Below are 21,548 nucleotides of genomic sequence, written 5' to 3'. Positions count from 1 at the left end.
CATGCTGACCCCCGGGACATGGCGGAAGTCGTCCTTCTCGGGCGGGGGCCAGGGAGACGCCTGCGTCGAGATCGCCGAAGGCCCCACCCGCATAGCCGTCCGCGACTCCAAAGCCCCCGCCCGAGCCACCCTCAGCTTCGCCCCCCGGGCGTTCGCTCCCTTCGTGGAAGCGCTGAAGGGTGCTCAGGGTCGGACGACCTGAGAGAGGCACACCATGTCGTTCGGGCTGCCGCCCGCGGGTTTCGGGGCTGCCGCGCCGCCTGTCTGGACGCCGCCGACGGAGATCGAGCAGGCTCTGCTGGAGGCCAAGGCACGGGAGGACTGGGCGGCGTACTTCGACACCCTCGCGGACAGCCGGCTGTACTTCGAGATCCGGCGTGACGGGGCGGACGCGGAGCCGAGCAGGACGATTCCCGTCTTCGGGCACGATCCACGGGTGGCCGGCGGGCGGGTGTGGGCCGTGTACACCGAGGGGATGCTGCCCGCGCCCGATCCGCACCGGGTGCTCGAGTGGCAGAAGCTCGGGTGGTTCGCCCAGGTGTGGGCGCCGGCCGATCCGGCGATGATCGTGGTCAACCCGGGGACTCCCTGCGAGGCGTTCCTGCCCTCCGCGCCGCCGCACTCCGCCGCGTGGGCCCAGTACGGCGCGCAGGAGCGGGCCCCGCTGGACCGGGCGCGGGTGCTCACGCTGCGGGTGGGCGGTCCGAAGGACGGGCCCGTGGCGCGCGGACTGGCCTGCGGAGCGCTGCTGATCGTGCGGGACGGGCTGGCCTGGAACGCCATGGCGTACCACGGGAACGGCTACACCGCGGAGCGGCGGCTGCTGCGCGAGTGGTGGGGCGTCGGGAGCCGGGAGGACTGGCAGGAGCAGCAGCGGGCGCTGCTCGATCCCGACGGCGCCAATCCCGTCTGGGAGTTCGCCCTCGAAGTGCGGCGGGCGATCGCGCGCGACTTCGGCGGGCATGTCGACACCGGCTACTGGCGGGACACCGTGGCCCGGGTGCTGCGCGCGCGTGCCGGCGGGGAGACCGTCCTCACCCCGGACGGGGTGACCACCACGCCCACCGTCCCGGAGGCGGAGACCGAGGCGCGCATCAAGGGGGTGCAGCACCTCATCGGCCGCATCACCCGGTACGAGGCCCGTTTCCGGGCCGACGGGATCCTGGACGGCAACCGGTACGTCAACTCCGTGGACGCCTGGAACTTCGGCCGGGCGTCAGGGATGGCCCGCTGGGGGCTGGGGGCGCGGTACTGCTCACTGCAGGAGGCGGAGGGCGCCGTCGTACAGGCCGGCCGGGCCGCCGCGCGGTCGTACAGGTCGTGGCGGGACTTCGCCGCCGGATACATCCTCGGGCGCTGTCTGCACTTCGACGACGAGGAATTCGGGAGCTGGTACACGGACATGGTGGACGTGCACCGGGTGCTGATGTCCGATCCCGAGAGCCCCTGGCTCACCGTCTCCTTCCGATGAGGCCGACGAGGCCGTGACGCGCGGCTCCGGCGAGTTTCGGACGGAGCCCGCGTCATCCCGGGTTCCGTATTGACCTGATCATGCCAACGCCGGACCATGAGCGCCAACCCCGCACAGCGGACACACAGCTACCGGCTCCCCGTGTCCGCACCCGCACGTCGCACTGAGACACCCCAGCTCCCAGCTCCACTCCCCCACTTCCGGCGACCCCGGAACCCCTGGAGACCCAAGGAGAGTTCATGCGACTTCGCATCCGCGGCTCCGGCGCGCGCGGCGGCAGGCGTACCGCCGCACTCGGCACGCTGCTGGCCCTCGCTCTCGCCGCCCCCGTCTCGGCCACCGCCACGCACGCCACCGCCGAGAGTGCCCGCAAGGCCGCCCCGGCGTCCGGTGAGGACGTCCGGCAGTACGAGATCCACCGGAGTACGGACCCCGTGACGCGCACCGCCATCCAGGCCAGCGGCGTCACCGTCGACGAGGCCGACGGGGAGACCGTGGTCGTCTCGGGGCGGCCCGAGCAGATCCGGCGGCTGCGCCGGCTCGGGTACGACGTCACCCCGCTGGGCGCAGCGCCCGACCGGGCCGGTGCCCGCGGCGAGCAGCGGCTGTACGACTTCCCGAGCGCCGACTCGAAGTACCACAACTACGCCGAGGCGAACGCCGAGATCGACCAGCGGATCGCCGCCCACCCGGACATCATGAGCAAGCGGGTGATCGGGAAGTCGTACCAGGGCCGGGACATCGTCGCCGTCAAGGTCAGCGACAACGTGGGCGCCGACGAGGACGAGCCCGAGGTGCTGTTCACCTTCCACCAGCACGCCCGCGAGCACCTGACCGTGGAGATGGCCCTGTACCTGCTGCGCGAGTTCGCCGCCGGGTACGGGAGCGACTCCCGGATCACGAACCTCGTCAACAGCCGGGAGATCTGGCTCGTCCCCGACCTCAACCCGGACGGCGGCGAGTACGACATCGCCACCGGGTCGTACCGGTCGTGGCGGAAGAACCGGCAGCCCAACTCCGGGTCCTCGTACGTCGGGACCGACCTCAACCGGAACTGGGACTACAAGTGGGGCTGCTGCGGCGGCTCGTCGGGGACGAAGTCGTCCGAGACCTACCGCGGCTCGGCCGCCGAGTCCGCGCCCGAGGTGAAGGTCGTGTCCGACTTCGTGCGCAGCCGGGTCGTCGGGGGCAGGCAGCAGATCAGGGCCGGCATCGACTTCCACACCTACAGCGAGCTGGTGCTGTGGCCGTTCGGGTACACCTACTCGGACACGGCGACGGGGATGACCGCCGACGACGCCGCCGCGTTCAAGGCCGTGGGCCAGAAGATGGCCGCGAGCAACGGGTACACACCGGAGCAGTCGAGCGATCTCTACATCACCGACGGGTCGATCGACGACTACCTGTGGGGCACGCAGAAGATCTTCGACTACACCTTCGAGATGTATCCGACGTCCAGCCGGGACGGCGGGTTCTACCCGCCCGACGAGGTGATCGAGCGGGAGACCTCCCGCAACAGGGACGCGGTGCTGCAACTGCTGGAGAACGCCGACTGCATGTACCGGTCCATCGGCAAGGCCGCCCAGTACTGCGGCTAGGGAGATCGCGTGGGACGGGGGCGCCGGTTCCTCCCGGCGCCCCCGCCGTCACGCGGTCCTAGGCCTCTTCGAAGTACGCGTCGAGTACCGCGTCCAGCTGGGACTCCCACTCCGCGAAGCGGGACCTGGACGTCGCCTCGATCTCGATCGGGTACCAGCGGCGGTCCGGGGTGTGCACCGTGATGGTGAAACGCTTGCCGAAGCGGGCGGACTCGGTCTCGACCGCGGCGATCTCGTCCCAGCGGAACTCGCAGTCCTCCTCGTCCAGACGGAGGCGGACGCCGCGGCGGTCGGCCGCGAACCGGGCCCGGCGGTCGGAGGCCTCGAAGGCGGGAGCGCCGTCCTCGGGGGCGCTCTCCTCCTCCTGCTCCATTCCGCCGTCCGCCGGTTCGGCGGACGCCTCGGCGGGCTCCGGGGCCCCCGGGGTCGCGTCCTCGGTGCCGGTCCGATTCCCGGCCGCAGGCTTCGCGTCCTCGGTGCCGGGTCCGGCCCCGGCCGTCGGCCCGGCGTCCGCCGGTTCCGGTTCCGTCGCCGGTGCGGTGATCCCCGGGATGAAGGCCGGGTCGAAACCGGCGCCCTTGACGGGCTCGCCCTTCAGGGGCTGGCTGCTCGATCCTATGCGCTGGTCCACGGCGGCAGTATGGACGACATTCCTGTGCCGGAACCAGTCAGCTCACTCCTCACATCGGTTCACCCAGGTCACACTCACACAAACAGGCTCACCACCCCGGCCACCGCGAACCCGGCGACGGACAGCACCGATTCGAGCACCGTCCAGGTGCGCAGCGTGTCCCGCTCGGTGATGCCGAAGTACTTGGCGACCATCCAGAAGCCGCCGTCGTTGACGTGCGAGGCGAAGATGGAACCGGCCGACACGGCCATGATGACGAGGGCGACGAAGGCCTGGGAGTGGTGGCCCTCGGCCAGCAGCGGGGCCACGATGCCGGCCGTGGTGACGATGGCGACCGTGGCCGAGCCCTGGGCCACCCGCAGCACCACCGAGATCAGGTACGACAGCACGATCACCGGCAGGCCCACGCCGTTGAAGGTGTCCGACAGCGCCTGGGCCACCCCGCTCGCCTTGAGGACCGCGCCGAAGACACCGCCCGCGCCGACCACCAGCAGGATGTTGCCGACCGGCTTGAGCGAGGAGGTCGACACCGTCTCCAGGGACTTGCGGGACCAGCCGCGCCGGATGCCGAGCAGGTAGTAGGCGAGCAGCAGGGCGAGGGTGAGGGCGACGAAGGGGCTGCCGACGAACTCCAGCACCGAGCGGCCCGCGGAGGGGTCGAGGGCGATGGAGGAGAAGGTGGCGGCGAGGATCAGCACCAGCGGCGTGCCGATGATGGCGAGGACCGTGCCGAGCGGCACCGGCTGCTCCTGCGGCCGTACGCCCTGGGCGCGTTGCTCGGCGAGGACGGCCTGCCGGGCCTCCTCCGCGGCCTCGACCATGTCCTGCGGTACGGCGACGAAGATCCGCCTGCCGATCCAGGCGGAGTACGCCCAGGCGGCCAGGACGGCGGGGACGCCGCAGACGACGCCCATGAGGACGACCCAGCCGAGCTGGACGTGCAGCAGTCCGGCGGCGGCGACCGGGCCGGGGTGCGGCGGCAGGAACGCGTGCGTCATGGACAGGCCGGCGAGCAGCGGCAGGCAGTACAGGAGGATCGACCTGCCGCTGCGCTTGGCGGCCGCGTAGACGATCGGGGCGAGCACGAAGATGCCGACGTCGAAGAAGACCGGGATGCCGAAGATCAGGCCGGTCAGCCCCATGGCGAGGGGCGCCCGGCGTTCGCCGAACAGGCGCAGCAGCCGGGATGCCAGCACCTCGGCGCCGCCGCTGACCTCGAGGATGGCGCCCAGCATCGTGCCGAGTCCGATGATGATGGCGACGTGGCCGAGGATGCCGCCCATGCCGGACTCGATGGTGGAGACGGCGTCGGAGCGCTGGACGGTGCCGAAGAGTTCGGTGACCGAGAGGCCGGCGAGCAGGCCGACGGTTATGGAGACGGCGAGCAGGGCGACGAACGGCTGCAGCCTGACCTTGATGATCAGGAAGAGCAGCAGGGCTATGCCGATGGCGGCGACGGTGAGGAGTCCGGCGGTGCCGTCGACGAGCAGGAGCAGGCCTCCGGTATGGGGTGGGGCGGCGGGCGCTGGAGCGGTTGCGGCGAGCGAATGGGACATTCGGGGGTCCTCTTCGTGAATGCATACTGCTTTCGGGCAGGGGGGATCGCGGCACGGCGCCGCGGGTGCGGTGCCGTGCCGTGTGCCGTGCGTGTGCCGTGCGTGTGCCGGTGGTGCGAGGGGGAGGGTGCTGCGCGAGCCGCCGTCAGCCCAGGACGGCGAGGGCGTCGATCTCGATGAGCAGGCCGGGCGGCAGGCCTACGTAGACCGTGGTCCGGGCGGCGGGCGGCTGGGTGAGGCCCTGCTCGCCGAAGTAGGCGTTGTAGATCTCGTTCATCTCCGCGAAGTGGTCGACGTCGGTGAGGTAGACGCGGATCATCATCACGTCGTCCCAGCTCGCGCCGCCCTCCTCGAGGATCGCCTTGACGTTGGCGAGGGTCTGGAGGGTCTGCTCGCGCAGCGTCGGACCTGCGGGCGTGGGGGGCTTTCCCTCCTCGGCGGGCAGGAAGCCGACCTGGCCGGCGACCTGGAGGACGTTGCCCTTGCGCACCCCGTGGGAGAACATCGCGGGCGGTGTGGTGTGGGTCTTCGGGGTGAGCGCGGTCTTCTCGGTCATACGGGGGTGCCCTTCACTGGCGTTCTTCCGGAGTACTCGCCGCTGATGGCGTCCGCGGTACGGCGCACCTGCGGGAGCAGGGTGAGGAGTTCCTCGGCGGTGACGACGACGTTCGGCGCGGACACCGACATGGCGGCGACCACCCGGCCGTCGGCGCCGCGGACGGGGGCCGCGACGCAGTTGATGGACTCCTCGTGGCCACCGAGGTCGGTGGCCCAGCCCTGTTCGCGCACCTGCTCCAACTCGCGCAGGAACGCTGCGGCGTTGGGGGTGGAGCGGGGCGTGTAGAGGGGGTAGTCGAGCTGGTCCGCGAGAGCGCGGCGCTCGGGTTCGGGGAGGTCGGCGAGGAGGAGTTTCGCCACGGCCGCGACCGTGATCGCCACGGGCTTGCCGATGCGCGAGTACATCCGGACCGGGTAGCGGCTCTCCACCTTGTCGATGTAGAGGACCTCGTTCTCCTCGTGGACGGCGAGGTGCACGGTGTGGCCGCAGGCCTCGTTGAGCCGGACGAGGTGGGGGTGGGCGATCTCGCGGATGTCGAGGTTCTCCATCGCCTCCTGGGCGAGGGCGAAGAGGCGCGCGCCGAGCCGGTAGCGCTGGTCGGACTGGCGGTAGACCAGGCCGTGCTCGTGCAGGGTGCGCAGGAGGCGCAGCGCGGTCGATTTGTGCACGCCGAGGCGGTCGGCCACCTGGCCGAGGTCGGCGGGGCCCTCGGCGAGCAGCGGCAGGATGCTGAGGGCGCGGTCGACGGTCTGGCTCATGGGGTGTTCGCCTCCTCCTGGGCCCGGTCGGTCCGGGTCCAGCCGGGGCCGAGTCGAAGTCTCCCCCATGCCTCGTCGTCCAGGGCGGCCAGGCGGTCGGCGTGGTCGCGGGCGGGTGGGGCGGCGAGGTCGGCGGGGGTGGTGAGGGCGGCGGCCGCCATGAGGTGGCCGTGGCGGAGGCGGTGCTTCAGCGGCAGGCCGCGCAGGGTGGCGGAGAGGAAGCCGGCGGCGAACGCGTCGCCCGCGCCGACGGGCGCGACGACGTCCACGTGCGGGGCCGGTTCGCGGACGGGCGGGGCCGCGGCGGGCCGTGGAGCGCGGCCGGTCGCGGGAGCCCCGCCGTCCGGACGGAGGGGCTGCTCGGCGTCGCCGTGCGCGAACGCCGTCGCGCCCTGGGCGGCCTGCTTGACGACCAGCAGCGCGGGTTCGGGGAGCAGGGCGCGGATCGCGGCCGGGCCGCCCGTGACGCCCCAGGTGTGCTCCGCCTCGTCCTCGCCCACGAAGACGACGTCGGCGGCCCGGGCCAGTTCCAGCAGCACCTCGGCTCCGTCGGCGCGGGTCCACAGGCCCGGGCGGTGGTTCACGTCGAAGGAGAGCAGGGGGCGCCCGGCGGTCGGCCGGGAGAGGTGCCGTACGAGGTCCAGGCACTGCGCGGACAGCGCCGCCGTGATGCCCGACAGGTGGAGCACGCGGCCGGCGCGGACCGCCGTGAGGTCCGTGTTGGCCGCGGACATCGCGGAGGCCGCCGAGCCGGCCCGGTAGTAGGCCACCTCGTGGTCGGCGGCGGCCCGGTCGGCCGCCGTGCGGAAGTAGACGCCGGTGGGGCGGGCCGGGTCGGTGCGGACGGCGGCGACGTCGACGCCGTAGCCCGCGATCCGCTCCACCAGGTGGCTGCCGAAGCCGTCCGCGCCGACCCGGCTCACCCACCGCGTGGAGTGGCCGAGGGCGGCCAGTACGCAGGCCACGTTGGACTCCGCGCCGCCGATGCCCCGTTCGAAGGAGGGGACGTCGGCGAGGCGGCCTGGCCGGGTGGGCAGGAAGGTGACCATGGACTCGCCGAGCGTGACGACATCCACGACGTTCACGATGGTGGGGCTCCTCGTCGTCCTGAGGGTGAGCGGCTTTCGTTGACCCTGTGTCGGCCGAGATGCTAGACAGCAGTGAGCGACATACGCAATGGGCGTTGCATATGATGCAACGCACCGGATCAGGAGGGTCACATGCCCCGCGAAACCGGCACCGAAGCGCTCGCCCGCCTCGCCGAGGAACGGGTGGACCACCGCTTCAAGGGCCTCCCGCCGGACGCCGAGGGCCTGACCGTCGCCGAGCTGGCCGCCCAGCGCCGCAACCTCTTCACGGGCGGGTTCAGCACGCCCGTCCTCGCCCTCTCCGCCGAGCGGCTGGAGCACAACCTGGCGCTCATGGAGGCCTACGCCGAGCGGCACGGCCTCGCCTTCGCGCCGCACGGCAAGACCTCGATGGCCCCGCGGCTCTTCCAGCGGCAGATCGAGCACGGCGCCTGGGGCATCACCCTCGCGGTGCCGCACCAGGTGTGGGTGGCCCGGGCGTTCGGCGTCGAGCGGATCTTCCTGGCCAACGAGCTGGTGGATCCGGCCGCACTGCGCCGCGTCGCCGCCGAGCTGGCGGCCGACCCGGCGTTCCGTCTCGTCTGCTACGTCGACTCGGTGCGCGGGGTCGAGCTGATGGACGCGGCCCTGCGCGGCGCCGTCCGCCCGGTGGACGTCGTGGTGGAGCTGGCCGCGGGCGAGGGCGCCCGTACCGGGGTGCGCACGGAGGCGGAGTGCGCGGCCGTCGCCGACGCCGTGGCCGTCGTACCGACGCTCCGGCTGGTCGGGGTCGCGGGGTACGAGGGCGAGGTGCCGCGGGCCGACACCGCGCGGGTGACGGCCTATCTGCGGCGGCTGACGGCACTGGCCGCCGACTTCGACAAGAGCGGCCGGTTCGCCGGGGTGGACGAGATCGTGGTGAGCGCCGGCGGCAGCGCGTGGTTCGACGCGGTGGCCGAGGTGTTCGCGGAGATCCCCGAACTGTCCGCGCCCGTGCTCAAGCTGCTGCGCTCGGGCGCCTACGTCTCGCACGACGACGGGCACTACCGCAGGCTCACCCCGTTCACCCGGGTCCCCCAGGAGGGCGCGCTGGAGCCCGCGTTCCGGCTGTGGGCGCAGGTCGTGTCCCGGCCCTCGTCCGAGCAGGCCTTCGTCAACGCGGGCAAGCGGGACGCGGCGCACGACCTGGACCTGCCCGAGGCCCAGGTGGTGCGCCGGGACGGCGTCGAGCACCCGGCCGACGGGATCACCGTGACGGGCCTGTCCGACCAGCACGCCTGGCTGCGCACCACCGGGGAGGCGGACCTGGAGGTCGGCGACTGGGTCGGCTTCGGCCTGTCCCACCCCTGCACGTCCTTCGACAAGTGGCAGCTCATCCCGCTGGCCGAGGCGGACGGAACGGTCGTCGACTACATCCGCACGTTCTTCTAGGAGGCACCGTGGAGGAGCTGGTCATCCGGGACGCGGACGTCGTCGACGGCAGCGGCGCCGACTCCTACCGGGCCGACGTGGTGGTCGACGGCGGCCGGATCGTCTCCATCGTCAAGGAGGCCGCGGCGGCGGGCTGCCAACGGCCCCGGGCGCGGCGGGAGCTGGACGCGGAGGGGCTCGTCCTGTCCCCCGGCTTCATCGACATGCACGCCCACTCCGACCTGGCCCTGCTGCGCGACCCGGACCACAGCGCGAAGCTCGCCCAGGGCGTGACGCTCGAGGTCGTCGGGCAGGACGGGCTGTCGTACGCGCCGGTGGACGACCGCACGCTGGCCGAGGTCCGCCGCGCGATCACCGGCTGGAACGGGTACGGCGACGACGTCGACCTCGACTGGCGCACGGTCGGCGAGTACCTGGACCGCCTCGACCGCGGGATCGCCGTGAACGCGGCCTACCTGGTCCCGCAGGGCACGGTCCGCGCGATGGCCGTCGGCTGGGAGGACCGCCCGGCGACCGGCGCGGAGCTGGACCGGATGCGGCGGCTGGTGGCGGAGGGCCTGGAGCAGGGCGCGGTCGGCCTGTCCTCCGGGCTCACCTACACGCCCGGCATGTACGCCGACGACGCCGAACTGACCGAGCTGTGCCGGGTGGTGGCCTCGTACGGCGGCTACTACTGCCCGCACCACCGGTCCTACGGCGCCGGCGCCCTGGAGGCGTACGCCGAGATGGTGGAGCTGACCCGGAAGGCGGGGTGCCCGCTGCACCTGGCCCACGCGACGATGAACTTCGGCGTGAACGAGGGGCGCGCGCCCGAACTCCTCGCCCTGCTCGACCGGGCGCTGGACGCCGGCGCCGACATCACCCTGGACAGCTATCCGTACACCCCCGGCTGCACCACCCTCGCCGCGCTGCTGCCGAGCTGGGCGGGCGAGGGCGGACCGGAGGGGATCCTGACCCGGCTCGCCGACCCGGCGACCGCCGAGCGCGTCCGGCACGACCTGGAGGTCACCGGCTCGGACGGCTGCCACGGCGTGCCGGTGGAGTGGGACACGATCGAGATCTCCGGGGTGACCGCCCCGGCTCTGGCGGACCATGTCGGGCGGACCGTGCGGGAGTCGGCGGACGCACGCGGCGAGGACCCCTGGACGACCGCCCGCCGGCTGCTGGTCGAGGACCGGCTCGGCACGACGATCCTGCAGCACGTCGGCCACGAGGAGAACGTCCGCGCGATCATGCGGCACCGCGCCCACACCGGCGGCTCCGACGGCATCCTGCGGGGCGCGAAGCCGCATCCGCGGGCCTACGGCACGTTCCCCCGCTACCTCGGGAGCTACGTGCGGGAGGCGGGCGTGCTGACGCTGGAGGAGTGCGTCGCCCATCTCACCGCGCGGCCCGCGGCCCGGTTGCGGCTGCCGGACCGGGGTCTGGTGCGCGAGGGCTACCGGGCCGACCTGGTGCTGTTCGACCCGGACACCGTCGCCTCCGGCGCCACCTTCGCCGAGCCCCGCGTGCTCCCGGCCGGGATTCCGTACGTGCTGGTCGACGGCCGGCTCGCGATCGAGGACGGCCGCCGCACGGACGTGCTGGCGGGCCGGGCGGTCCGCCGGACACCGGTGTGACCGCCCGGGCCCGCCACGGCCCGGACGGGGGCCGTGGCGGCGGACGCTACGGCTTGGGCAGGGTGCAGCCGGACGCGCTCAGGTTCAGCTTGTTGCCGGTGGTGAAGCAGGCCGGGATGTTGTAGGTCTCCTCGGCGTAGTTGATGCCCTGGCGGACGGTGACGTTGCCGCTCTGGTCGACCTCGCACGGGTTGTTCTCGGTGCAGCGCTGGCCGTCCTCGTTGCCCGTGTTGTTGACGGCGACGACCTTGCCGGTTGCGGTGTCGATCACCGGCGAACCCGAGGTGCCGCCGATGGTGTTGCACGCGGAGGTGTAGCGGACCGAGTCCTTCCAGGTCCAGTCGCCCTCCTTCAGGCGGTACACGAAGCCGTCGATGTTGCAGCTGTAGATCCGCTTCCAGTAGCCGGAGACGACCTTGATGGCGGTGCCCGCGACCGGGTGGGTGTCCTGCATGGTGAGCGGGCTGATGCCGTACGAGCTCTTGATGGCCGCGTAGGTGGTGGTGGTGCGGTAGATCGTGACGTCGGTGTCCGTCATGGTCGAGTAGACGACCTGGTTGGCGCGGAGCGTGGCGACCTTGCTGCCGGAGGAGTTCAGCAGACCGAAGCTGCGGCTGGAGGACTGGCCGGTGATGACCTGGCCGGGCGCCGGGAAGCCGGTCTCCAGGCAGTGGCCGTTGGTCAGCACGAGCGCCGGGTCGGTGTCCGCGGAGTTGGGGAAGCGGATGACCGAGCCGGAGCAGTTGCTGAGCGAGACGGTCCCGGCGAAGTTGACGGTCACCGCGTCGGCCGCCTTGGCCTGCGGTGCGGCGACCGCCGGGGTCGCGCCCAGCCCGGCGATGGCCAGGGAGGAGAGCGCGGCCAGGAGAGGCTTGTTCATGTGGGGGTCCCCTCTTACGACTTGGGCGACCGGAGATCTTCCGGCCGCCTTGCGTCTTGTCATGAGCATTCTCATGAGAGGGGCGTGCGGGGGCAAGCAGTTGTATGCGACGACATGACCGCTCGGGGTATACGCGCACGTTTGTCGGACGGCGGGCCGCAACTCACCTGCCACCCCTACCCACTTGACGGCGCGTTACGGCCGTCTCCCGCTACCGGGGGCGCTTGGTCGCGCCGTGGCCGTGTCCCCGGCCGCCGCCCGGGGTGCCCCAGCCGGACTCCGTCGGCGTGGCGGACGAGGGCGCGGGCGTGGGGCTGGCGGGGACGGCGGAGGCCGTGGCGGCCGGAGAGCCGGGCGCGGCGGACGTGGCGGATGCCGTGGGACGGGCGGCGCCGGTGGCCGCCGGACCGTCGGCGGCGGGCGCGGTGGACGACGGCGTCGCGGGAAGGCCGGACCCGGCGCCGGGCGCGCTCGACGCGGGGCCGGAGGAGTCCGCGGGGGTGGTCGCGGCGCCGGGGACACGGGCGGGCCCGTCGCCCGCCGGGCGGGGGCCGGACGGGCCGCCGTCAGGCCAGGCGAGCACCGCGATCAACGCCACCGCGCCGGCCGCGCCGAGGCCGCCGGCGACGACCGCCGTCCGGCGGCGGGCGGGCGCCCGCCGCTTGCGCCGCCGGTCGCGGCGGCCGCCGTCCACGCGGCCCGCCACGGGGGCGGAGGGCCCGGCGGGTCCGGGCGGTCCGGCGACGGCGGGCAGCTCGCGGGTCTCGTCGTAGGCGTTCTGCCAGCCGTGGGCGGCGGCGGGGTCGGCGTACTCCTCGTACGAGGGGGCCGCGGCCGTCTGCGGGTGGTACACGTTCGGCTGAACCTCCGGTTCGCCGCCGCCACCGTGCGCCTCGTACAACCCCGCCCTCCCCTTGCCCGGCCCGTCTTCGCGCCGTCCCCTGCCGCACCGGGCACGTCAGCGGCCTCGGCGCACCGGCGCATTCTAGGGACGCGAGCGACTCCTGAGACAGCTACCGCCGATAACAAGGCAAACCACACCGTCTCAAGTGGCGGAAGACACCACCCATGAGCCGTTACCGGGTCGTAAGCTCACGGACATGCAGGTGATCCAGTCGACCAAGCTCGCCAACGTCTGTTACGAGATCCGGGGTCCGGTTCTCGAGGAGGCGATGCGCCTGGAGGCGGCCGGGCACCGCATCCTGAAGCTCAACACGGGCAATCCGGCCGCCTTCGGCTTCGAGTGCCCGCCGGAGATCCTCGAGGACATCCTGCGCAACGTCTCCGGCGCGCACGGCTACGGCGACGCCAAGGGCCTGCTGGCCGCCCGGCGTGCGGTCGTCATGCACAACCAGACCATCGGCATCGAGACGGACGTCGAGCACGTCTACATCGGCAACGGCGTCTCCGAGCTGATCGTGATGGCGATGCAGGGCCTGCTGGACGACGGCGACGAGGTGCTCGTCCCGGCCCCGGACTACCCGCTGTGGACGGCGGCCGTGTCCCTGTCCGGCGGCACCGCCGTGCACTACCGCTGCGACGAGCAGTCCGACTGGATGCCCGACCTCGCCGACGTCGAGCGCAAGGTCACCGACCGCACCAAGGCGATCGTCATCATCAACCCGAACAACCCCACGGGCGCGGTGTACGACGAGGCGGTGCTCAAGGGCCTGACCGACATCGCCCGCCGGCACAACCTGCTGGTCTGCTCGGACGAGATCTACGACAAGATCCTCTACGACGGCGCCACGCACACCCCGACCGCCAAGGTCGCCCCCGATCTGCTGACCCTCACCTTCAACGGCATGTCCAAGGCCTACCGGGTGGCCGGCTACCGCGTCGGCTGGATGTCGATCTCGGGCCCGCGCGCCCACGCCGACTCCTACATCGAGGGCCTGACGATCCTGGCGAACATGCGCCTGTGCGCGAACATGCCGGGCCAGCACGGGGTCGTGGCCGCGCTCAGCGGCCGGCAGACGATCAACGAGCTGGTGCTGCCGGGCGGCCGGCTCAAGGAGCAGATGGACGTCGCCTACGAGCTGCTGACCCAGATCCCGGGCGTGAGCTGCGTCCGCCCCAAGGGCGCGCTGTACCTGTTCCCGCGCCTGGACCCGCAGGTCTTCAAGATCAAGGACGACCGGCGGATGGTGCTGGACCTGCTGCGCCAGGAGAAGATCATGGTCGTCCAGGGCACCGGGTTCAACTGGCCCGAGCCGGACCACTTCCGGGTGGTGACGCTGCCCAGCGCCGGCGACCTCCGGGACGCGGTGACCCGGATCGGAACCTTCCTGGACGGCTACGGCCAGCCCTAGGTCGTGTCCGCAAAGTCGCGTCGTTCGCCCGCAGGGCGGGCGTCGCGGCGTCCGGTGCGTGCTCTCGGCGTGCCGGTCGGATGCCCTCGTACTGGGTGTACTCGGGCTTTCGGCCGGTGCGGCGAGAGTGCGTGCCGGGCGTCGTGACGCAGACGCGACTTTGCGGACACGGCCTAGCGCCCGTCGCCGGAGCGCCCGCGGTCCCTGCCGACGGTAGCCGGAGGGCCGCGATCCGTGACCCGACTCAACTTTAGACGAAATCCAAGCTAGGATGGCTTCCTGTCAGAGCACAGGAGGCCATCCCCATGTACGAACCGATCCGCACCAAGTCGGTCCACAGCACGATGGCCGGCGATCCTTCCGACTTCCCGCACCGCTCGCGCGAGGAGGAGCTGGACATCCAGCTCGCCGGGCATCTCGCGGCCCTGCTCGCCGTCACGGACGAACTGCGGGCCCTGACCCCCTCCGCCGCTCTGGACGCGGCCGCCGAGCGGCTCGCGGCCCAGGTGACCCGGCTGCGCGGCGGCGGCGCGCCGCTGCGCGCCCAGCCCACCGCCGCCGGTGAGCCGGCGGGCCTGCACCGCCGGGCGCACGCCCTCGCGGGCCGCGCCCTGGTGGTCGCCGCCTCCCGCGCCGACACGGCGGCCGCGATCCTGTCCGCCGAGCGGATGGACGCGCACGCCGCCGCCCTGGCCGGGCCGAGGGAGCTCAGCCCGGCCCGCTGACCCCGCCCGGGGTCCCCCGATCGGCCCCGGTCCGCGCGCATCCTGCAGCGACGCGCGGACCGGGTGCCACACATCCGGTCGCACTCAGCGGCGGACGTCCGCCGTCGCCGGCGCCGTCGCGCCCACTGCGCCCCTACCCGCTTGATCGGGCGCTCCACCGGTGCCGGTGGGATGCCGGCAGGCGCCGTGAACGGGCGGCGAGAGGACGCGCGACGGGGCCCCGCACGCCTTTGTGCGGGGCCCCGTCGGGGTTGTCACCACGGCCGGCCGTGACGATCGCTGGTCAGGGCATCCGGACCGGCCGTGGAGTCATGGGGTGCGGGTCTCAACCCAGGCGCCGCACCAGCGCGTGGTACTGGTCCCACAGCTCCTTCGGGGTGTGGTCGCCGAAGGTGTTGAGGTGGTCGGGGACCAGGGCGGCCTCCTCGCGCCAGACCTCCTTGTCGACCGTGAGCAGGAAGTCCAGGTCGGAGTCGGACAGGTCGAGGCCGTCGGTGTCCAGCGCCTCCTTGGTCGGCAGGATGCCGATGGGGGTCTCGACGCCCTCGGCCCTGCCGTCCAGCCGGTCCACGATCCACTTCAGGACGCGGCTGTTCTCGCCGAAGCCCGGCCAGACGAACTTGCCCTCGTCGTTCTTGCGGAACCAGTTGACGTAGTAGATCTTCGGGAGCTTGGACTGGTCCTTGTCCTTGGCCACGTCGACCCAGTGACCCATGTAGTCGCCCATGTTGTAGCCGCAGAACGGCAGCATGGCGAACGGGTCGCGGCGCAGCTCGCCGACCTTGCCCTCGGCGGCGGCCGTCTTCTCGGAGGCCACGTTGGCGCCCAGGAAGACACCGTGGTTCCAGTCGAAGGACTCCGTCACCAGCGGCACCGCGCTGGCCCGGCGGCCGCCGAAGAGGATCGCCGAGATCGGCACGCCCTTGGGGTCCTCCCACTCCGGCGCGATGATCGGGCACTGCGAGGCCGGGGTGGTGAAGCGGGCGTTGGGGTGGGCGGCGGGCGTACCGGACTCGGGCGTCCAGGAGTTGCCCTTCCAGTCGGTGAGGTGGGCCGGGGTCTCCTCCGTCATCCCCTCCCACCACACGTCGTTGTCGTCCGTTAGCGCCACGTTGGTGAAGACCGAGTTGCCCCACAGCGTCTTCATCGCGTTGGCGTTGGTGTGCTCGCCGGTGCCGGGGGCGACGCCGAAGAAGCCGGCCTCGGGGTTGATCGCGTACAGCCGGCCGTCCTCGCCGAAGCGCATCCAGGCGATGTCGTCGCCGATGGTCTCCACGGTCCAGCCGGAGACCGTCGGCTCCAGCATGGCGAGGTTGGTCTTGCCGCAGGCGCTCGGGAAGGCGGCGGCGACGTACTTGGACTCACCCTGCGGCGGGGTGAGCTTGAGGATCAGCATGTGCTCGGCCAGCCAGCCCTCGTCGCGGGCCATGACGGAGGCGATGCGCAGCGCGTAGCACTTCTTGCCGAGCAGGGCGTTGCCGCCGTAGCCGGAGCCGTAGGACCAGATCTCGCGGTCCTCGGGGAAGTGGGAGATGTACTTGGTGGAGTTGCACGGCCAGGGGACGTCCTCCTGGCCCTCCTCCAGCGGGGCGCCGACGGTGTGCACGGCCTTGACGAAGAAGCCGCTGTCGCCGAGCTCGTCGAGGACCGGCTGTCCCATGCGGGTCATGGTGCGCATGGAGACCGCGACGTAGGCGGAGTCGGTGATCTCGACGCCGATCGCGGAGAGCGGCGAGCCCAGCGGGCCCATGCAGAACGGGACGACGTACATCGTCCGGCCCCTCATCGAGCCGCGGAAGACGCCGCCCTCGCCGCCGGAGCCCTGGAAGATCTCCCGCATCTCGTCCGGGGCCTTCCAGTGGTTGGTCGGGCCGGCGTCCTCCTCCTTGGCGGAGCAGATGAAGGTCCGGTCCTCGACGCGTGCGACGTCGGTGGGGTCGGAGGCCGCGTAGTAGGAGTTGGGGCGCTTGATCGGGTCGAGCTTGCGGAAGGTGCCCTTCTGGACGAGCTCCTCGCACAGCCGCTCGTACTCGGCCTCGGATCCGTCACACCAGACCACGCTGTCCGGCTGCGTCAGTTCGACGATCTCGTTGACCCACGAGATCAGTTCCTGGTGGTTGGTGGGGACGCCGGTGGGAGCCGCGATGTCGCGCGCCACGATTGCTCCTAAATGAGGGATTTTTTGTCTTGTCGCCCCGTGGGGGCCTCGACCCGGACGCTTCGTAGCCGCTCATCCGGTGCCGACCGCACTCATTTGATCATCCGATTCTAGTGCCCATCTGTCCAGAGGGCATCACAAGTGAGCAACGTGAGGAACGCCACGCTTACCGCGGTTTTTTGCGTCCACATGAAGTTCGACAGAAGGACTTTTTGCGTTGGGGCCCTCTTGGGGGTGCGCTGACAGGCGACTTACGGGGCCGTAGGTACCATGCCGGGCATGACTGCGCCCGTCCCCGACGCGCCCAACGACACGCCGGCCGCCGGCCGCGGTCCCGTGGCGCTCACCCTGCCGCACCCGGTCAAGCCCAGGCTGCGCGGCTGGCTGCACCTCGGAATGTTCCCCGCCGCGCTCGTCGCGGGGCTCGTGCTCACCGCCCTCGCCGACTCCAGCAGAGGCCGGATCGCGTGCGGCGTCTACGCCCTGACGGCCTGCCTGCTCTTCGGCGTCAGCGCGCTCTACCACCGGGGCAACTGGAGCCCGCGGATGGACGGCGTCCTGCGCCGGCTGGACCACGCCAACATCTTCCTGATCATCGCGGGCACCTACACACCGCTGACCATGCTGCTCCTGCCCGGCGCCAAGGGTCAGTGGCTGCTGTGGGGCATCTGGACCGCTGCCGCCGCGGGCATCCTCTTCCGCGTCTTCTGGGTCGGCGCCCCGCGCTGGCTGTACACGCCCTGCTACATCGCGATGGGCTGGGCGGCGGTCTTCTTCCTGCCCGACTTCATGCGCAGCGGCGGCATCGCCGTCCTGGTGCTGGTCGTCGTCGGCGGCCTGCTGTACAGCGCCGGGGGCGTGGTCTACGGCATCAAGCGGCCGAACCCCTCACCGCGCTGGTTCGGCTTCCACGAGGTATTCCACTCCCTCACCCTCGCCGCCTTCGTCGTCCACTACGTCGGCATCTCGCTGGTCGCGTACCAGCACGCGTAGGCGCCCGGGCGCCTGCGCCCGCCCGCCGCCGGGGACGGTCGCCTCCGGGCCGCGGTGCCGGACAATGACCGGTATGACGGCAGCACCCTCCCCCCACTCCCCCGCCGGCCGTCCCCGGCCTGGCCTGCGGGAACGCAAGAAGCTCAAGACCCGCGAGGCGATCCGCACCGCGACGTACGCGCTGGTCGGGGAGCAGGGGTACGACGCCACGACGATCGAGCAGATCGCCGAGCGGGCCGAGGTGTCGCCGTCGACCGTCTTCCGGTACTTCCCGGCCAAGGAGGACATCGTCCTCACGGACGGGTACGGCCCGCTGCTGGTGCGGGAGTTGCTGGCCCGCCCGGCCGGCGAGCCGTGGACGGACTCGCTGCGGTACGTGACGGACCGGGCCGTCGACGTGATGGCGCGGCAGGACCCCGGGGTGCTGCGGATGCGGGCGCGCCTCGGCGTCGACGTCCCCGCCGTCCGCTCCCGGATGATGGAGAGCGTGGCGGAGACCGGGCGGCTGCTGCGCGGCGCCCTCGCCGGGCGGACCGGCCTCGACCCGGACGGCCTGGAGGCGCGCGTCCACGCGATGTCCCTGGCCGGCGGCCTGCTGGAGGTCTACCTCGCCTGGGCGGAAAACGACTTCGAGGACGATCTGCGCGACCTCGTGCGGCGGGCCCTGGACGTCCTGGAGCACGGCCTGCCCAGCGGAAATCCGTGAGCCCCGGCGTACCGCGCCGTGTCATCCTGACCGGGTGAACGGTCCCGAGATCCACGTCGAGTTCGCCCCCGGCCTGGCCCTGTTCGTCCCGAGCGCACGGCGCCGGGGCGCCACCGCCCTCACCACCGACGGCGTCTCGACCCTCGGCCACGTCGTCGAGTCGGCGGGCGTCCCGCTGACCGAGGTCGGCTCCCTTTGGGTCGGCGGCCGCCAGGTGCCCACCTCGTACGTCCCGGTCGCGGGCGATGAGGTGGAGGTCCGCTCGGTGACCCGCCCCCAGCGGGTCACCGGCGCCCCGCTCCGCTTCCTGCTCGACGTCCACCTCGGCACCCTCGCCCGCCGGCTGCGCCTGCTCGGCGTGGACACGGCGTACGAGTCGACCGACATCGGCGACCCGGCGCTGGCCGCGCGCTCGGCCGGCGAGCAGCGGGTCATGCTCAGCCGCGACCGGGGGCTGCTGCGCCGCCGCGAGCTGTGGGCCGGCGCGTACGTCTACAGCACCCGCCCCGAGGACCAGCTCCGCGACGTCCTGGAGCGCTTCGCCCCCGAGCTGCGCCCCTGGACCCGCTGCACCGCGTGCAACGGCCTGCTGGCGGAGGCAACCAAGGAGGAGGTCGCCGACCAGCTGGAGCACGGCACCCGGCACACGTACGACGTCTTCGCCCGGTGCGGCGACTGCGGCCGCGCCTACTGGAAGGGCGCGCACCACGACCGGCTGGAGACGATCGTGGAGCGCGCCCTGGCGGAGTTCAGCGGGCGGGGCTGACGCCGCCCGCCGGTCAGCCGGTGCTCAGCGCCCGGCCGAGCCGCTCCGGGTCCGTCGTCGGGGCGTCGCAGGTGAAGTTCCGGCAGACGTAGGCCGCCGGCCGGCCGTCCACCAGCGGGCGGTCGGCGAGCAGCGGGAACTCCTCGCCGCCGGGGGGCCCGGCCGCGACCACCGCGCCCGGCGCGGTGCCGAGCAGCGCCGTGCGGTGCAGGGCCGCCGTCGCCTCGTCGGTGAGGGACGGGCCGACCACCGCCACCTCCCGGGGCCCGTCGAGCAGCGCCTCGGCGACGGCGAGGCCCCAGCCGATGAACCGGGGCACCCGCGGGCCCAGGGCCTTCACGACGCCCAGCGCCCGCTCGGCGGCGGTGCGGTGGACCTCGGAGCCCGTGTGGGCGGCGTAGCCCAGCAGGGCGCCCGCAGCGGCGCTCCACCCGGAGGGGGTGGCGTTGTCGGTGGGGTCCTGCGGCCGGCGGATGAGCTGCTCGGCGTCGGCGGCGGTGTCGTACAGGGCGCCGCCGGAGTCGCCGAAGCGGGCCGGCACCTGGTCGAGGAGCAGTCCGGCGAAGTCCAGCCACACGCCCTCCCCGGTCACGGACGCGAGCGCGAGGAAGCCCTCGGCGACGTCGGCGTAGTCCTCCAGCACCCCGGCGTTGGGCCCGACCCGGCCGTCCCGGCTGGTCCGGGCGAGGTGGGCGTGCTCGTCCAGGTGCACCCGGACCAGGAGATCGGCGGCCGCGACGGCCGCCCGGACCAGGTCGGGCCGGTCGAAGTAGGCGCCGGTCTCGGCGAGCGCGGCGATCGCCAGCCCGTTCCAGGCGGCGACGACCTTGTCGTCCCGGCCGGGGGCGGGGCGCAGCGCCCGCCGCGCCAGCAGGCGCTCCTTGACCGACGCCACCTGCCCGGCGTCGAAGACGCCCTCGGTCTGCGGAAGTTGCAGCACCGACCGGCCGTGCTCGAAGGTGCCCTCCTCCGTCACCCCGAAGTACCGGGCGGCCCGTTCGGCGTCCTCGCCGAGGGCGTCGCGCAGCTCCTGCGGGGTCCAGACGTAGTAGGCACCTTCGACGTGGGCGCCGGTGCCGTCGTCGCTGTCCGCGTCGAGGGCCGAGGCGAACCCGCCCTCGTCCGTGCGCAGTTCCCGGACCATGAAGTCGGCGGTCTCCAGGGCGACCCGCCGCGCGAGCTCGGAGCCCGTCGCCCGCCACAGGTGCGCGTAGACCCGGCACAGCAGCGCGTTGTCGTACAGCATCTTCTCGAAGTGGGGCACGATCCAGTCGCGGTCGACGGAGTAGCGGGCGAAGCCGCCGCCGAGCTGGTCGTAGATCCCTCCGCGGGCCATCCGCTCGCAGGTGTCGGACGCCATCTGCAGGGCGCCCTCGGCGCCGGTGCGCGCGTGGTGCCGCAGCAGGAACTCCAGCACCATCGACGGCGGGAACTTCGGCGCCCCGCCGAATCCGCCGCGCTGCGGGTCGTACTCCCGGGTGAGCGCGAGCAGCGCCTGGGCGAGTTCCTGTTCCCCGGGCGGCTCGGCGCCCTGGTGGCCCAGCTCCCGCTGGGAGAGGTCCCGCACGATCTTGCCGGCGACCTCGCCCACCTCGTCCCGCCGGTCGGCCCAGGCATGCTGGACGCCCTCCAGCACCTGCCGGAAGGAGGGCATGCCGTGCCGGGGCTCGGGCGGGAAGTAGGTGCCGAAGTAGAACGGTTCGGCGTCCGGCGTGAGGAACACGGTCATGGGCCAGCCGCCCTGACCGGTGGCCGCCTGGACGGCCTCCATGTAGACCGCGTCGACGTCGGGGCGTTCCTCGCGGTCGACCTTGATGCTGACGTAGTGCTCGTTCAGGTAGTCGGCCGTGGCCTGGTCCTCGAACGATTCACCTGCCATGACATGGCACCAGTGATCAGCCGGCTAAGTGGCACGACGAATAGCCCACCGAAAGAAGGATGGGAACGTCGCGCCTCTTGGCCTCTTGCATCGCCTCCTCTCCCCATGGCCACCAATCCACTGGATTGCCGGCGTGCTGGAGGAGATACGGCGACTGGGAGTGAGCCAGTCGATTCATACCAGCATCGTCGCACGGCCGGGGCCGTCCGGCCCAGCACGCACGGCTGGCGCCCGGGCGGCGGATTCCACCCCGCAGCGCGTGCCGCGGGAGGCCGGACGCAGTGGGGGGCCGCGCCCAGCGCGGCCCGCCGGGCGGTGGAGGCCGCCGGTGCGGCGGAACGGCGGGACGGCCGTCCGGCCCGGGCCGGGCGAGCGCTGCGCCGGGCCACCGCGCCGGCCCCTGACGGGAGGGTCGGCGGTACGCGTACGGGTGAGAAAA

Annotated in this window: 18 protein-coding genes and 1 pseudogene; 10 read left to right on the top strand and 9 right to left on the bottom strand. The window is 72.6% G+C overall.

Going from position 1 to position 21,548, the window contains the following annotated elements:
- Position 1: 1 nt before the first annotated feature.
- From ACFYU0_RS23415 to ACFYU0_RS23405, 3 genes are all read left to right on the top strand, one after another.
- Positions 2-202, top strand: coding sequence for a DUF397 domain-containing protein (locus tag ACFYU0_RS23415; RefSeq protein ID WP_389303909.1), 201 nt, complete (start codon positions 2-4; stop codon positions 200-202).
- Positions 203-214: 12 nt separating this feature from the next.
- Positions 215-1,471 (top strand): DUF1266 domain-containing protein, encoded by a 1,257-nt coding sequence (locus tag ACFYU0_RS23410; protein ID WP_389303907.1) that lies wholly within the window; start codon positions 215-217, stop codon positions 1,469-1,471.
- A gap of 239 nt (positions 1,472-1,710) precedes the next feature.
- Positions 1,711-3,069 carry a M14 family metallopeptidase gene (locus ACFYU0_RS23405; RefSeq protein WP_389303905.1) on the top strand — a complete coding sequence of 453 codons (1,359 nt, stop codon included), beginning with the start codon at positions 1,711-1,713 and terminating at the stop codon, positions 3,067-3,069.
- 58 nt (positions 3,070-3,127) lie between these two features.
- Here the strand turns inward: ACFYU0_RS23405 and ACFYU0_RS23400 are convergent, their stop codons facing one another.
- The 5 genes from ACFYU0_RS23400 to ACFYU0_RS23380 all read right to left on the bottom strand — a co-directional run bounded on the left by ACFYU0_RS23400 (position 3,128) and on the right by ACFYU0_RS23380 (position 7,622).
- Positions 3,128-3,700 (bottom strand): hypothetical protein, encoded by a 573-nt coding sequence (locus tag ACFYU0_RS23400; RefSeq protein ID WP_389303903.1) that lies wholly within the window; start codon positions 3,698-3,700, stop codon positions 3,128-3,130.
- A 74-nt stretch (positions 3,701-3,774) separates the two neighbouring features.
- Complete coding sequence (locus tag ACFYU0_RS23395) at positions 3,775-5,256, bottom strand: gluconate:H+ symporter (protein ID WP_351671615.1); 1,482 nt, start codon at positions 5,254-5,256, stop codon at positions 3,775-3,777.
- 145 nt (positions 5,257-5,401) lie between these two features.
- Complete coding sequence (locus ACFYU0_RS23390) at positions 5,402-5,812, bottom strand: RidA family protein (RefSeq protein WP_351671613.1); 411 nt, start codon at positions 5,810-5,812, stop codon at positions 5,402-5,404.
- Complete coding sequence (locus ACFYU0_RS23385; protein ID WP_143627454.1) at positions 5,809-6,573, bottom strand: IclR family transcriptional regulator; 765 nt, start codon at positions 6,571-6,573, stop codon at positions 5,809-5,811. The genes ACFYU0_RS23390 and ACFYU0_RS23385 overlap by 4 nt, the downstream gene beginning before the upstream one ends.
- Complete coding sequence (locus ACFYU0_RS23380) at positions 6,570-7,622, bottom strand: sugar kinase (protein WP_389304125.1); 1,053 nt, start codon at positions 7,620-7,622, stop codon at positions 6,570-6,572. The genes ACFYU0_RS23385 and ACFYU0_RS23380 overlap by 4 nt, the downstream gene beginning before the upstream one ends.
- Before the next feature lie 171 nt (positions 7,623-7,793).
- Between ACFYU0_RS23380 and ACFYU0_RS23375 the strand changes: the two genes are divergently transcribed.
- Together ACFYU0_RS23375 and ACFYU0_RS23370 are read left to right on the top strand one after the other, a co-directional pair.
- The gene (locus tag ACFYU0_RS23375; RefSeq protein ID WP_389303901.1) at positions 7,794-9,071 is read left to right on the top strand and encodes an amino acid deaminase; all 1,278 of its coding nucleotides are present in this window, start codon (positions 7,794-7,796) and stop codon (positions 9,069-9,071) included.
- A gap of 8 nt (positions 9,072-9,079) precedes the next feature.
- A complete protein-coding gene (locus ACFYU0_RS23370; RefSeq protein ID WP_389303899.1) occupies positions 9,080-10,690 on the top strand; it encodes an amidohydrolase family protein in 1,611 nt (536 codons plus the stop codon).
- 46 nt (positions 10,691-10,736) lie between these two features.
- Here ACFYU0_RS23370 and ACFYU0_RS23365 read toward each other — a convergent pair whose 3' ends face one another.
- The gene (locus tag ACFYU0_RS23365) at positions 10,737-11,570 is read right to left on the bottom strand and encodes a serine protease (RefSeq protein ID WP_389303897.1); all 834 of its coding nucleotides are present in this window, start codon (positions 11,568-11,570) and stop codon (positions 10,737-10,739) included.
- A 211-nt stretch (positions 11,571-11,781) separates the two neighbouring features.
- On the bottom strand, positions 11,782-12,471 hold the full coding sequence (locus ACFYU0_RS23360) for a hypothetical protein (protein ID WP_351671600.1): 690 nt from the start codon (positions 12,469-12,471) through the stop codon (positions 11,782-11,784).
- 199 nt (positions 12,472-12,670) lie between these two features.
- On the opposite strand from ACFYU0_RS23360, the gene ACFYU0_RS23355 reads away from it, so the two are divergent.
- Both ACFYU0_RS23355 and ACFYU0_RS23350 read left to right on the top strand, forming a co-directional pair.
- Positions 12,671-13,882, top strand: a complete 1,212-nt coding sequence (locus tag ACFYU0_RS23355; RefSeq protein ID WP_351671597.1) for a pyridoxal phosphate-dependent aminotransferase — start codon at positions 12,671-12,673, stop codon at positions 13,880-13,882.
- Between the two features lie 305 nt (positions 13,883-14,187).
- On the top strand, positions 14,188-14,607 hold the full coding sequence (locus ACFYU0_RS23350) for a hypothetical protein (protein WP_351671594.1): 420 nt from the start codon (positions 14,188-14,190) through the stop codon (positions 14,605-14,607).
- A gap of 325 nt (positions 14,608-14,932) precedes the next feature.
- Here ACFYU0_RS23350 and ACFYU0_RS23345 read toward each other — a convergent pair whose 3' ends face one another.
- Complete coding sequence (locus ACFYU0_RS23345) at positions 14,933-16,765, bottom strand: phosphoenolpyruvate carboxykinase (GTP) (protein WP_389303894.1); 1,833 nt, start codon at positions 16,763-16,765, stop codon at positions 14,933-14,935.
- 279 nt (positions 16,766-17,044) lie between these two features.
- Here ACFYU0_RS23345 and ACFYU0_RS23340 point away from each other — a divergent pair, with 279 nt between their 5' ends.
- The 3 genes from ACFYU0_RS23340 (at position 17,045) to ACFYU0_RS23330 (ending at position 19,230) form a co-directional block, all read left to right on the top strand.
- On the top strand, positions 17,045-17,758 hold the full coding sequence (locus ACFYU0_RS23340; RefSeq protein WP_351671589.1) for a hemolysin III family protein: 714 nt from the start codon (positions 17,045-17,047) through the stop codon (positions 17,756-17,758).
- Between the two features lie 73 nt (positions 17,759-17,831).
- Positions 17,832-18,464, top strand: coding sequence for a TetR/AcrR family transcriptional regulator (locus tag ACFYU0_RS23335; RefSeq protein ID WP_351671586.1), 633 nt, complete (start codon positions 17,832-17,834; stop codon positions 18,462-18,464).
- A 34-nt stretch (positions 18,465-18,498) separates the two neighbouring features.
- Positions 18,499-19,230, top strand: coding sequence for a Mut7-C RNAse domain-containing protein (locus ACFYU0_RS23330; protein ID WP_389303891.1), 732 nt, complete (start codon positions 18,499-18,501; stop codon positions 19,228-19,230).
- 13 nt (positions 19,231-19,243) lie between these two features.
- Here the strand turns inward: ACFYU0_RS23330 and ACFYU0_RS23325 are convergent.
- A pseudogene (locus ACFYU0_RS23325) lies at positions 19,244-21,287 on the bottom strand (thioredoxin domain-containing protein).
- Between the last annotated feature and the right edge of the window lie 261 nt (positions 21,288-21,548).

Origin of the sequence: Streptomyces sp. NPDC003720 (genome assembly GCF_042875075.1) — a bacterium.
GTDB lineage: Bacteria > Actinomycetota > Actinomycetes > Streptomycetales > Streptomycetaceae > Streptomyces.
Note: the sequence above shows the minus strand (reverse complement) of the source record. Positions and strands in the feature narration are given on the sequence as shown.